This is a genomic window from Azospirillum fermentarium (assembly GCF_025961205.1).
GTDB classification, from domain to species: Bacteria; Pseudomonadota; Alphaproteobacteria; order Azospirillales; family Azospirillaceae; genus Azospirillum; species Azospirillum fermentarium.
Genome location: NZ_JAOQNH010000001.1, coordinates 1,345,135 through 1,358,070, shown reverse-complemented (window position 1 = coordinate 1,358,070; position 12,936 = coordinate 1,345,135). Strand labels below are relative to the sequence as shown.

At 67.5% G+C, this 12,936-nt stretch carries 12 protein-coding genes; 4 read left to right on the top strand and 8 right to left on the bottom strand.

Annotated elements, in window-relative coordinates; all coding sequences use genetic code 11:
- Positions 1–35: 35 nt before the first annotated feature.
- Genes M2352_RS06510 through M2352_RS06495 form a run of 4 tightly spaced genes read left to right on the top strand, consistent with a single transcriptional unit; the run spans position 36 to position 2,392 of the window.
- Positions 36–833 carry a hypothetical protein gene (locus M2352_RS06510; protein WP_264663681.1) on the top strand — a complete coding sequence of 266 codons (798 nt, stop codon included), beginning with the start codon at positions 36–38 and terminating at the stop codon, positions 831–833.
- Positions 834–876: 43 nt separating this feature from the next.
- Entirely contained in the window at positions 877–1,686 is an 810-nt protein-coding gene (moeB, locus tag M2352_RS06505) for a molybdopterin-synthase adenylyltransferase MoeB (RefSeq protein ID WP_264663680.1), read from the top strand.
- A 23-nt stretch (positions 1,687–1,709) separates the two neighbouring features.
- Positions 1,710–2,147 (top strand): DsrE family protein, encoded by a 438-nt coding sequence (locus M2352_RS06500; protein WP_264663679.1) that lies wholly within the window; start codon positions 1,710–1,712, stop codon positions 2,145–2,147.
- Positions 2,144–2,392 carry a hypothetical protein gene (locus tag M2352_RS06495; RefSeq protein WP_264663678.1) on the top strand — a complete coding sequence of 83 codons (249 nt, stop codon included), beginning with the start codon at positions 2,144–2,146 and terminating at the stop codon, positions 2,390–2,392. Before M2352_RS06500 ends, M2352_RS06495 begins: the two co-directional genes overlap by 4 nt.
- Before the next feature lie 62 nt (positions 2,393–2,454).
- On the opposite strand, the gene phoB is transcribed toward M2352_RS06495, so the two are convergent.
- From phoB to M2352_RS06455, 8 genes are all read right to left on the bottom strand, one after another.
- A complete protein-coding gene (phoB, locus tag M2352_RS06490; protein WP_264663677.1) occupies positions 2,455–3,159 on the bottom strand; it encodes a phosphate regulon transcriptional regulator PhoB in 705 nt (234 codons plus the stop codon).
- An 18-nt stretch (positions 3,160–3,177) separates the two neighbouring features.
- Positions 3,178–3,924 (bottom strand): phosphate signaling complex protein PhoU, encoded by a 747-nt coding sequence (gene phoU / locus M2352_RS06485; protein ID WP_264663676.1) that lies wholly within the window; start codon positions 3,922–3,924, stop codon positions 3,178–3,180.
- Between the two features lie 88 nt (positions 3,925–4,012).
- A complete protein-coding gene (gene pstB, locus M2352_RS06480; RefSeq protein WP_264665310.1) occupies positions 4,013–4,816 on the bottom strand; it encodes a phosphate ABC transporter ATP-binding protein PstB in 804 nt (267 codons plus the stop codon).
- Positions 4,817–4,868: 52 nt separating this feature from the next.
- A complete protein-coding gene (gene pstA, locus M2352_RS06475) occupies positions 4,869–6,200 on the bottom strand; it encodes a phosphate ABC transporter permease PstA (RefSeq protein ID WP_406567234.1) in 1,332 nt (443 codons plus the stop codon).
- A complete protein-coding gene (gene pstC, locus M2352_RS06470; protein ID WP_264663675.1) occupies positions 6,193–7,575 on the bottom strand; it encodes a phosphate ABC transporter permease subunit PstC in 1,383 nt (460 codons plus the stop codon). Before pstC ends, pstA begins: the two co-directional genes overlap by 8 nt.
- Positions 7,576–7,693: 118 nt before the next feature.
- Entirely contained in the window at positions 7,694–8,737 is a 1,044-nt protein-coding gene (locus tag M2352_RS06465) for a PstS family phosphate ABC transporter substrate-binding protein (protein WP_264663674.1), read from the bottom strand.
- Positions 8,738–8,911: 174 nt separating this feature from the next.
- A complete protein-coding gene (locus M2352_RS06460; protein ID WP_264663673.1) occupies positions 8,912–10,435 on the bottom strand; it encodes an ATP-binding protein in 1,524 nt (507 codons plus the stop codon).
- Between the two features lie 141 nt (positions 10,436–10,576).
- Positions 10,577–12,847 (bottom strand): NADP-dependent malic enzyme, encoded by a 2,271-nt coding sequence (locus M2352_RS06455; RefSeq protein ID WP_264663672.1) that lies wholly within the window; start codon positions 12,845–12,847, stop codon positions 10,577–10,579.
- Positions 12,848–12,936: the final 89 nt, after the last annotated feature.

Sequence of the window (12,936 nt, the reverse complement as noted above, 5' to 3'; positions counted from 1 at the left end):
GTCCACGCCGCCGCCCTTTCCGGGGGAGCCGTCCCATGGTCGCACTGTCCAACATCTCGACAGTCAACTACACCAAGCTGAAGGGCACCACCAGCCAGCTCAGCTCCCGCGGCATGCCGGTGGACTATCAACAGTTCACCGTCTCCAAGAACGGCGAATTCAATTTCAAGGTCAACGAGACCAACACCGCCGTCAAGATCACCGACCAGAACAACAAGGTCGTGGCGGAGTTCTCCTCCTCCGTCGATGCCGCCTCGGCCTCGGCGAAGCTCGCCCCCGGCACCTACACCGCCCAGGTCGAACAGAAGATCAAGGGCGTCAAGGACCGCGCCTATTCGCTGGAAATCACGCCGCGCGAAAACCCGGTCATCACCGCCGGCGGCGGCATGATCAAGGGCACCGCCCGCAAGCTGGAAGGCAACGACTCCGGCGTGCAGAAGCACGGGCTGAACGTGGTCCAGGGCGGCACCTTCACCTTCAACCTGTCCATGCCCAACGCCCGCTGGGCGGTGATGGACAAGGACAACAAGGTCGTGGCCTCCGGCGACACCATGAGCAAGGCCACCACCACCGAGGACATCCTGAAGAAGCCCAGCGCCAAGCTGCAGCCGGGGCAATATTCCGTCGTCATCGTCCAGGATTCCAAGATCGAGCAGGAAACCCCCTTCTCGCTCCAGCTCGTGCCCAAGGTCGAGGGGCTGGCCGCCCCCGCCGCCCAGGAACGCCCCATCGACAAAACCCTGCGCGAACGTGACGCCCGGCTGAAGCAATGGGCGGCGCAAAGCGCCTCCACCACCAAGAACCCCAACAAGCTGACGCTGGCCTACGCCTGATTCCCTGTGTCGCCCGGGCGCTCTTGCGCTATGCTGCGGCATCATGGATTTCACCGACGACCAGCTTCACCGCTATTCCCGCCACATCATCCTGCCCGAAGTCGGCGGCACCGGGCAGGCTCGGCTGTTGAACGCCCGCGTGCTGGTGGTTGGGGCCGGTGGGCTGGGGTCGCCGCTGCTGCTCTATCTGGCCGCCGCCGGGGTCGGCACCATCGGTGTCGTCGATGACGACGTGGTGGACCTGTCCAACCTGCAGCGCCAGATCATCCACGGCGAATCATCCCTGGGGCAACCCAAGGTGGACAGCGCCGCCGCCCGGATCGCGGGCCTGAACCCCGACGTCACGGTACAGGTGCACCACACCCGCCTGACCGCCGCCAACGCCGCGGCGCTGATCGCCGGCTATGACATCGTGGCCGACGGCAGCGACAATTTCGCCACCCGCTTCCTGCTGAACGACGCCTGCTTCTTCGCGGGCAAGACGCTGGTGTCGGCGGCCATGCTGCGCTTTGACGGGCAGGTGTCCACCTTCAAGGCGTATCTGGGCAAGGCGTCTCTGGGCGCCCCCCATCCCTGCTACCGCTGCATCTTCCGCGAACCGCCGCCGCGGGGGCTGGTGCCCTCGTGCTCCGAAGGCGGGGTGCTGGGCGCGCTGGCCGGGCTGGTCGGCACGCTCCAGGCCACCGAGGTGCTGAAGGAGATTCTGGGCATCGGCGAAAGCCTGTCGGGCAGCCTGCTGATGGTCGATGCGCTGAACGCCTCGTACCACCGCATCACGGTCAAGCCGGACCCCGCCTGCCCCCTGTGCGGCACCCACCCGACGATCCGCGACCTGTCGGGCCACGCGGCCTAACCAACACGAGAACGGTTCTTCCCATGCACGGCCCCGACAGCCTGTCCATCGTGGTGTTTTCCGGCGGCTACGACCGGGTTCACTACGCCCTGGTGATGGCCAGCGCCGCCGCCGCCACCAACCGGCGCGTCACGCTGTTCTTCACCGGCCGCGCGCTGCGTGCCCTGGTCCACGAACGCGAACCCGGCGTGCTGGGCTGGCACGACCTGGACGCCGCCGACGACGGCAGCAACCCCGCCGAACGCGACCGCTGGTTCGCCAAGCAGGGAATCGCCACCTTCGAGGAACTGCTGGAAGCCTGCGTGGCGCTGGGCGTCACCGTCATGGCCTGCGAGATGGGCATCAAGGCCCTGGGCCTGCCGCTGGGCGCGGAGTTGCGCAGCGACGTGCCCGTCACCCGCAGCGGCGTCGTCACCTTCCTCGCCGACGCCAGTCCCACCGGAGCCTCGTTCTTCATATGAGCCGCCTGTCCCCCGCCGCCCTCTCCATCGCCAACCGATTCGAAGCCGTCGCCGCCGACGCCATGGACGGGGCGCCGTACGAAGGCGCCGTCGATGCGCTGGTGCGGGAGGTTCAGGCCGGCACTCTCGCCGGGGATGTCCGCGATGCGCTGCGGCTGATGGCGGGGTGGATCGAGGACAGCGACGACAGCGGGCGGTTCGCGGTGAAGGTGGCGATTCTGCGCGACGCCGCCTCACGCCTCTAGAAAAGCGGGCTGCCGCCCGCGCCCGCCTGGAGGGCCGGAAGGCCCTCCAGACCACCCGTCAATCAGGCCGTCTTATAGTCCAGGGCGTAGCCGGCGGAGCGAACCGTGCGGATGATGTCGGCGTCGGCATCGTCGTTCAGCGCCTTGCGCAGGCGGCGGATGTGGACGTCCACGGTGCGTGGTTCAACGTACACGTCGTGGCCCCACACCACGTCCAGAAGCTGTTCGCGGGAGAACACCCGGCCAGGATGCTGCATGAAATGACGCAGCAGGCGGAATTCCGTCGGGCCGAGGTGGACGTCACGCCCGTTGCGGCGCACCCGGTGGGCGGCAAGGTCCATCAGCACGTCGCCGAAGCGCAGCGTCTCTTCCGCCAGGCCGGGGGACGCGCGGCGCAGCACCGCCCGCACGCGGGCCACCAGTTCGGTGGGCGAGAACGGCTTGGTGATGTAATCGTCGGCCCCGGAATTCAGGCCGCGCACCCGGTCCGCCTCTTCCCCCCGCGCGGTCAGCATGATGATGGGAATGTCGCGCGTCTTGGTGTTGCGGCGCATCTGCCGGCACACCTCCAGCCCCGACATCAGGGGCATCATCCAATCCAGCAGGATCAGATGCGGCGTCTGCTCGTTGGCGACCAGCAGAGCCTCTTCCCCATCGCCGGCAGTGGCGACGCGGAACCCCTCCTTCTCCAGATTGTACTTGAGCAGGGTTACGATGTCGGCTTCATCCTCGACGACGAGGATCAGCGGCTTCAGCGCTGAATTCATGCAGTCCTCACAAGCGGGCTACGGCTCGTCCCGGTCGGTGATCAAATCGAACCCGGCCGCCGGCGACACCACCGCGAAGCTGGCGGAGTCGCTCTTGGGCCGGTCGATCTTCAGCGGCTGTCCGACCACGACATAGTGAATGGTTTCCGCGATGTTGGTGGCGTGATCGCCGATGCGTTCCAGATTCTTCGCCATGAACAGCAGGTGCGTGCACGGCGTGATGGTCCGCGGGTCTTCCATCATGTACGTCAGCACCTCACGGAACAGGCTGGTGTGCAGGTCGTCCAGTTCCTCGTCCCGCTTCCACACCGAAATGGCCTTGTCCACGTCGCGCTCGATATAGGCGTCGAGCACGTCCTTCAGGATCTCCTCCACCAGCCGCCCCACCCGCGGGATGGCCGAGGCCGGACGCACCGCCGGCAACTGCGCCAGCACCAGCGAACGCTTGGCGATGTTGGCGGCGTAATCGCCGATCCGCTCCAGATCCGCCGCGACCCTGAGCGCCGACACGATCTCGCGCAGATCCTGGGCCATGGGCTGGCGCCGGGCCAGAAGCCGCACGGCTTCCACGTCGATTTCTCGTTCGTACTCGTCCAGCCGCGGATCGGACTGCATCACCTGCGCCGCCAGCGATACGTCGCGGCGCATGACGGCCTTCACCGCCGCTGCCACCTGGGCTTCCGCCACCCCGCCCATCTGCGTGATGAGATTGACGAGACGCTGAAGCTCCTGAGCGAACGAGCGGACGATGTGCTCGGAACTCATGAGCGGTACTCCCCTCCCCGGCCCTGTCTTCCCGGACCCGCGCGGGCTTCTGACGTCCCGCCGCGGGCATCATCGGAAGGGATCGGGATCAGCCGTAGCGGCCGGTGATGTAACCCTGCGTGCGTTCGTCGCGCGGGTTGGTGAAGATCTCTTCGGTGTCGTCGCACTCCACCATGTCGCCCAGGTGGAAGAACGCGGTCTTCTGGGACACGCGGGCCGCCTGCTGCATGTTGTGGGTGACGATGACGATGGTGAAGTTCTCGCGCAACTCGTCGATCAGTTCCTCGATGTGCGCCGTGGCGATGGGGTCGAGCGCCGAGCAGGGCTCGTCCATCAGGATCACTTCGGGGCTGACGGCGATGGCGCGCGCGATGCACAGGCGCTGCTGCTGGCCGCCCGACAAGCCGGTGCCCGGCTCCTTCAGACGGTCCTTGACCTCGTTCCACAGGCCGGCGCGCTCCAGCGACCGCTGGACCACCTCGTCCATTTCATCGCGGTGGGTGGCCATGCCGTGGATGCGCGGGCCATAGGCGATGTTGTCGTAGATCGACTTCGGAAACGGGTTCGGCTTCTGGAACACCATGCCGACACGGGCGCGGAGCTGCACCGTGTCGATGCTGCGGCCATAGATGTCGTCGCCGTCGAGCTGCAGGGTGCCCTCGACCCGGCAGTTCTCGATGGTGTCGTTCATCCGGTTCAGGCAGCGCAGGAAGGTGGACTTGCCGCAGCCCGACGGGCCGATCAGCGCCAGCACCCGGTTTTCCAGGATGTCGAGGTTGATGCCCTTCAGCGCCTGCTTGGCGCCGTAATACACCTTCACGTCACGGGCCAGCATCTTGATGGCGGCGGCGTCGGCACGGGCGGCGGTCTGGGACAGGGCTGCTTGGGTCATGGCTGCCGTACGGGGGTCGGAGGTGAGGGTTTCGGTCGGGACGCTCATGGGATTACCACCGCCTCTCGAATTTCTTGCGCAGGTAAACGGCCAGGCCGTTCATCACGATGAGGAAGCCCAGCAGCACCATGATGGCCGCCGAGGTGCGTTCGGTGAACGCGCGTTCCGGGCTGTCCGACCACATGAAGATCTGCACCGGCAGAACCGTGGCGGACGAGGTGAAGCTGTTGGGGATATCGACGATGAAGGCGATCATGCCGATCATCAGCAGCGGCGCCGTTTCGCCCAGCGCACGGGCCATGCCGATGATGGTGCCGGTCAGGATGCCCGGCATCGCCAGCGGCAGCACATGGTGCATCACCGCCTGCAACGGCGAGGCGCCCACACCCAGTGCCGCTTCGCGGATCGACGGCGGCACCGCCTTCAGCGCCACGCGGGACGCGATGATGATCACCGGCAGCGTCATCAGCGCCAGCACCACACCGCCCACCACCGGGGCCGAGCGCGGCATGCCGAAGAAGTTGAGGAACACCGCCAGACCCAGCAGGCCGTAGATGATCGACGGCACCGCGGCCAGGTTGTTGATGTTCACCTCGATCAGGTCGGTCCAGCGATTCTTGGGCGCGAACTCTTCCATATAGACCGCGGCGGCGATGCCGATGGGAACCGACAGCCCCATGGTGACCACCAGCGTCAGGAACGAGCCGACGATGGCGCCCCAGATGCCCGCCTGTTCGGGTTCGCGGCTGTCGCCGGCGGTGAACAGGGTGGTGTTGAACCCGGCGCGCAGCGAACCATCCTGGCGCAGCCCGTCCAGCGCCTTGATCTGGAGATCGTTCACCCGGCGCTGGGCCTCGGGCAGCTTGCGGTCGATGTAGCCCTTTTCAAGCTGGTCCACGTCGTCGGAGGCCAGGAACCACACCGGCACCGACTTGCCGATCAGCGCGGGATCGGCCATCACCATCTTTTGCAGGACGAACGGCGCCCCGTTGGACAGGATCTCGCCAAGCTGCCGCTTGTCGGTACGGCTGGTCACCTCGGGGAAGCGGGCCGCCAGCGCATCGCGGATCAGCTTCATGTAGTTGCCCTGGGCCAGCACCTTGGGGTCGCGGGTGCCCTGGGGGTCCAGCTCGGCGGCGTCCAGCGTCACGGTCAGCCGGATCTCGTTCTGCCAGAAGGCGGTGTAGCCCTTGGACACGATGGAGGCCAGCAGAACCACCAGCATGATGGCGGCGATGGACACGGCGGCGATGCCGTAGACGCGGAACCGCTGTTCGGCGGCATAACGGGCGCGCAACCGGGCGGAAAACTCGGCGCTCTGGTAACGCGACTTGGGGTGGGCCATGGTCATGTCCCGCGAACCCTGCTGTGCGAGGTCAGTCATACTTCTCCCGGTACTTCTGGACCACCTTCAGGGCGATCATGTTGAGGGACAGGGTGACGAGGAAGAGGACGAGGCCGAGACCGAAGGCCGACAGCGTTTTCGGGCTGTCGAATTCCTGGTCGCCGACCAGCAGCGTGGCGATCTGGGTGGTGACCGTGGTCACCGCTTCCAGCGGGTTGGCCGTCAGGTTGGCCGACAGGCCGGCGGCCATCACCACGATCATGGTCTCGCCGATGGCGCGGCTGACCGCCAGCATGATGGCGGCGACGATGCCGGGCAGTGCCGCCGGCAGAACCACCTGACGGATGGTTTCCGACTTGGTGGCGCCCAGGCCGTAGGAGCCGTCGCGCAGCGACTGCGGCACCGCGTTGATCACGTCGTCCGACAGCGAACTGACGAAGGGGATGATCATCACGCCCATGACCACGCCCGCCCCCAGCGCCGATTCCGACGCCACGTCCAGCCCGATCGACTGCCCGAGCCCGCGGATGAAGGGGGCCATGGTCAGGGCGGCGAAGAAGCCGTAGACCACGGTGGGGATGCCGGCCAGCACCTCCAGGATCGGCTTCAGCGCCGTGCGCACCTTGGGGCTGGCGTATTCCGACATGAAGATGGCCGACATCAGCCCCACCGGAACCGCCACCGCCATGGAAATCATGGTGATCAGCAGCGTGCCGGCAAACAGCGGGATGGCGCCGAACGACCCGGACGAGCCCACCTGATCGGCGCGCATGGCCGTCTGCGGGCTCCAGTGCAGACCGAACAGGAAATCCAGCGGCGGATACACCGCGAAGAAGCGCATGGCTTCGAACAGCAGCGACAGCACGATGCCGATGGTGGTCAGGATCGCCACCAGCGAGCAGCCCACCAGGAACAGGTTCAGCGCCCGTTCCACCTTGTTGCGCGCCCGGTGATCGGCGTTGATCCGCCCGCGGGCCAGCAGCAGCCCCGCCACCGCCAGCGCGGCCCCGATGGCCAGCAGCATCCAGCGCGACAGGCTGTGCAGTTCCACATAGCGGGCGGCGGCCGCATGAACCGCGGCGTGGGAATCGCGGCCCGTGGTGACCCCATGGGCCAGATTGAGGATGTCGGCCTTCAGAAGATTGAGGGCCTGTTCGTTGACGTTGGTGAGTTCGGGCGGCAGCCCGGCCAGGGCCATCTGCATGACCAGCCAGTTTTCCGACGCGCCCCACAGGACGAACAGAAGCAACGCCGGCAGACCAGCCCACAGCGCCACATACATGCCGTGGTAGCTGGGCACCGAATGAAGACGGACCACCCGGCCATCCACGGCGCGCACCGCCGTGGAGCGTCCCAGGTAGTAGCCCGTCACCGACAGCAAGGCCAGCACCACGAGGAGAACCGAAAGCTGCATACGAACCCGCCGATGAGGATGTGAACCGAAGGAGGGACTAGCCGGGATGACACGCCATCCGCAAGCAAAACGGCGGCCCCCAGGTGGTTCCGGGGGCCGCCGTCGCGGCGGAGACCGATCAGAGGCTGAGCGGCGACAGATTGATCGCCGAGGCGCGGGCCGCCTCGCGCTTGTCCTTGGGCAGGGCGATCAGGCCCTTGTCGGCCAGATAGCCCTCTTCGCCCATGGCGCGCTCGGAGGTGTATTCGGCGATGAATTCGCGGATGCCGGGGATGGTGCCCACATGCGCGTTCTTCACATAGACGTACAGCGAACGCGACACCGGGTACTTGCCCGAGGAGACGTCTTCGTAGGTCGGCGCCACGCCGTCCACCTTGGCGGCCTGGAGCTTGTCCATGTTCTGCTCGATGTAGCTGTAGCCGAAGATGCCGAAGGCGTCGGGGTTGGCCACCAGCTTCTGCACGATCAGGTTGTCGTTTTCGCCGGCTTCCACATAGGCGCCGTCTTCACGCACCGACATGCAGACCTTGGCGCGGGCCTTTTCGTCGGTGACCACGGCGGCCACGTCCTTCACGTGATGGCAGCCCGGCTCCATGACCAGCTCGGCGAAGGCGTCGCGGGTGCCGGAGGTCGGGGGCGGGCCCAGCACCTCGATTTCCTTGTTCGGCAGCGACGGGTCGATGTCCGACCACTTCTTGTAGGGGTTCGGCACCAGCTTGCCGCCGACCGGCACTTCCTTGGCCAGCGCCTTCCACAGCTGCTCGCGGGTGAAGTCGGCGTGCTTGGCGCCCTTGGACGAGGCAAAGGCGATGCCGTCGAAGCCGATCACCAGTTCGGTGATCTGGGTCACGCCGTTGGCGGCGCACTGGTCCACTTCCGACTTCTTGATGCGGCGGGACGCGTTGGCGATGTCCGGGTGGGCCGGGCCGACGCCGGCGCAGAACAGCTTCAGCCCGCCGCCGGTGCCGGTGGATTCCACCACCGGGGTCTTGAACTGCCCGCCCTTGCCGAAGGCTTCGGCAACGGCGGTGGTGAACGGAAACACCGTGGAGGAGCCGACGGCGCGGATCTGGTCGCGGGACTGGGCGTTGGCGGTGCCGGTGACGGCGGCGGTCAGGGCCAGAGCCGCGGTCGCGGCGAGGGCGATGGTCCGGGTGTTCACGTGTTCCCTCCTTGGAACCGATGAGCCGATGCGCGGGGGAACCTTGGCCGTCTCCCGCGCGTTTCAGCCAGGGGCTCCCCCGGCCGTTCTTGGGGGCGGACGTTAGCCCCTGAAGGCGACCAAGGTATTACGCTTTTGTGACAGTTTAATGAACGTGACGGCGGAAGCCGGCCTTTACGCCGCATTGCCCCTATGCGTTTGCGCCGATGCCGCCGCTGGGGCCGCCGGCGGGACCGGTGCGGCGGACGCAAAGGCGGGCAGATAGATGGTGAAGGTGCTGCCCACCCCCACCTCGCTTTCGATGGTCATGCGGCCGCGGTGGCGGTTGACGATGTGCTTGACGATGGCCAGCCCCAGCCCGGTGCCGCCCATGGCCCGCGACCGAGCCGCATCGACGCGGTAGAAGCGTTCGGTCAGGCGGGGCAGATGGATGCGCGGGATGCCCTCCCCCTGGTCGGCCACCGACACCGACACCATGTGGCCGGGCCCGCGCGCCCGCGCGCCGGCCAGCGGCACCCCCACCGCCGCCCCGTCGGACAGGCCGACCGTGATGGTCACATCGGTGTCGGCGCGGGTGTATTTGATGGCGTTGGAGATCAGGTTCTGCACCACCTGGGTCAACTGGTCCTCGTCCCCCACCACCTCCGGCACCTCGTCGTTGCCGGTGGTGAAGATCAGGCGGATGCCGCGGGCCTCCGCCTTCAGGTGCAGGGCGTCGATGACGCCGGCGATGGCCACCTCGATGTCCACCCGCCCGGCGGGGGGCATGTGCTCGTCCAGTTCGATGCGCGACAGCGACAACAGGTCGCTGACCAGCCGGGTCATGCGGCTGGCCTGTTCCTGCATGATGCCGAGGAACCGCTCGCTGGCCTCGGGATCGTCGCGGGCGGGACCGCGCAGCGTCTCGATGAAGCCCGACAGCGACGACAGCGGCGTGCGCAATTCATGGCTGGCGTTGGCGATGAAGTCGGCGCGCATCTGCTCCGACCGCTTGATGGTGGTGATGTCGTACAGCGTCAGGATGGCGATGCGCTCGTCCCGTTCCCCCGCCGGCCCCTCCCCCTCGGGGGGTTCGACGGCGTGGCGGTAGCGGAACGGCTTCACCCGGATCTCGTAGATGCGCTCCACCGGCACCGGCAGGGTGAATTCCACGATGCGCGATGCCGCCCCGCCCAGAACCGCGTCCACCGCCTGGAGCACCGCCGGGTTGCGCAGCGATGCGGCCAGATCGCGCCCGACCATCCGTTCGCCGAACAGCCCGCGGGCGGCGGTGTTGGCACGGATCACGTGGCGTTCGCGCCCCACCAGCACCAGCGGGTCGTGCAGCGCCTCCAGGATCGCTTCCGCCGCCTCCACCTGGGCGGCGGCGTCGGCCGCCTTGCGGGTCAGGTTGCGGTGCAGGCGGGCGATGGTGCCGGCCAGCACGCGGGCCATGGGCACCGACGACCACGGCGCGCTGGGCTCCGGCGCCGCCTCGTCCACGCCGTCGGCCAGCCGGCGGGCGTAATCCTCCACCCGGTCCAGATCGCCCAGCCGCACCTGCACCAGCAGCCACGCGCCCGCCGCCGCGGCCCCGGCCCCGGCCACCGCCCAGAGGGATGGTACCGGCCAGCCGAAGACCAGACACAACAGCGCCCCCGCCAGCGGAAGCGCCAGCAAGGACAGGGCCAGCATCAGACGGTACGGCGGAATGGTCATGGCAGAAACGCACCATAAGAACGGGAATCGTCTCTCATACACCATCCCGCACGGCCCGTGACGCGCGTCACAAAAGATTAACCGCCGGACGGGCCGGCGGTTGATCCTTGCTTCAATGCTGGTGTTCCCGTGTGGCGTGTCTTACCACGGCAGCGAATCATGGCCGGCCAGGGCGGCCAGAGTCACGATGTCGCTGACGGTCGCACCCATCTGCACGATCTGCACCGGCCGGTCCAGGCCGATCAGCAGCGGACCGATGACGGTGCCGCCGCTGGTCTTCTGCAGCAGCTTGGCCGAGATGTTGGCGGCGTGCAGGCCGGGCATGATCAGCACGTTGGCCGGGCCGGACAGGCGGCAGAACGGGTAGAGCCGCTTCATCAGCTCGTGGTCCAGCGCCACGTCGGCGGACATTTCGCCGTCGTATTCGAAATCGACCCGGCGCTGGTCCAGCAGATCCACCGCCTGGCGCACCCGGTCCACGTTCTCGCGGTTCGGGTGCTGGCCGAAGTTGGAGTAGGAGAGCATCGCCACCCGCGGCTCGTGGCCCATCTGCCGGGCCTTGGCCGCCGCCTGGATCGCCAGATCGGCCAGGGTCTCGGAATCCGGCACCTCGTTGACGGTGGTGTCGGCGATGAACACGGTGCGCGTGCGGTTGACCATGACGGTCAGGCCGAACACCCGTTCGTCGGGGCGGGCGTCGAACACCCGGCTGACCTCTTCATAGCACACGGGGAACGAGCGGGTCAGGCCGGTCACCATGCCGTGGGCATCGCCCTGGGCCACCATCAGCGCCGCGAAGACGTTGCGGTCCTGGTTGACCATGCGCTGGCAGTCGCGGTGCAGCACGCCCTTGCGCTGCAGGCGGCGGTAGAGGAAATCGGTGTAGCGGCGGTTGGCGTCCGACAGGCGGGCGTTGTGGATCTCCATGCCGGCGGTGGAGCTGTGACCCATGGCGGCCATCTGCTCGCGGATCACCTCTTCCCGGCCCACCAGCACGGGCGTGCCGTAGCCCGCCGCCTTGAAGGCGATGGCCGCGCGGATGGTGCGGTCCTCCTCACCCTCGGCGAACACGATGCGGCGCGGGTTGGCGCGCACCTTGTCGAGGATCAGTTCCAGCGAATCCGCCGTCGGGTCCAGACGGGTGCGCAGCGTGTTCTTGTACCCCGTCATATCGACGATGGGCTTGCGCGCCACGCCGCTTTCCATGGCCGCCTGGGCCACGGCGGGGGGAACGGTGACGATCAGGCGCGGGTCGAACGGCACGGGGATGATGTATTCCGGGCCATAGCGCAGGCGGCGGCCGGAATAGGCGGCGTCCACCTCGTCGGGCACGTCCTCGCGGGCCAGGGCTGCCAGCGCGTGGGCGGCGGCCAGCTTCATGTGCTCGTTGATGGTGGTGGCGCGCACGTCCAGCGCCCCGCGGAACAGGTAGGGGAAGCCCAGGACGTTGTTGACCTGATTGGGGTAATCCGACCGCCCGGTGGCGACGATGGCGTCGGAACGGACCGAGCGCGCCTCTTCCGGGGTGATTTCCGGGTCGGGGTTGGCGAGCGCGAAGATGATCGGCTTGGGCGCCATGGTCTTGACCATGGCCGGGGTCAGGGCGCCCTTGGCCGACAGGCCGACGAACACGTCGGACCCGGACACCGCGTCGGCCAGCGAACGCGCGTCGGTTTCCACCGCGAACGCCGACTTCCACTGGTTCATGCCCTCGGTGCGGCCGCGGTAGACCACGCCCTTGGTGTCGCACAGCGTGATGTTGGAGCGCTGCACGCCCACCGACACGAACAGCTCGGCACACGCGATGCCGGCGGCCCCGGCGCCGTTGACCACCATCTTCACGTCGGCCAGCGACCGCCCGGTGATGTCGCAGGCATTGATCAGGCCGGCGGCGGCGATGATGGCGGTGCCGTGCTGGTCGTCATGGAAGACGGGGATGTCCATCAGCTCGCGCAGCCGCTCTTCGATGATGAAGCAGTCGGGCGCCTTGATGTCTTCCAGGTTGATGCCGCCGAACGACGGGCCGAGGTAGCGGACGCAGTTGATGAACTCTTCCACGTCCTTGGTGGAGACTTCCAGGTCGATGCCGTCCACGTCGGCGAAGCGCTTGAAGAGGACGGCCTTACCCTCCATCACCGGCTTGGAGGCCAGCGCCCCCAGATCCCCCAGCCCCAGCACGGCGGTGCCGTTGGAGATGACCGCCACCACATTGCCCTTGGCCGTGTAGTCGTAGGCGGTGGCGGGGTCTTCGGCGATGCGCAGGCAGGGAACGGCAACGCCCGGCGAATAGGCCAGCGCCAGATCCCGCTGGGTCGCCAGCGGCTTGGTCGCGGTGATTTCCAGCTTGCCGGGCCGGCCGCTGGCATGCAGCAGCAGGGCTTCTTCTTCGGTGACGCGCTTATGATCGGCCATGGGGTGGTCTGTCCTCGGAGGTCTGACACGGAAGGGCCGGTTCATTGGGGCGCCGGCCTTATGGGAAAGGGCGTGGATTTTAGCGATCT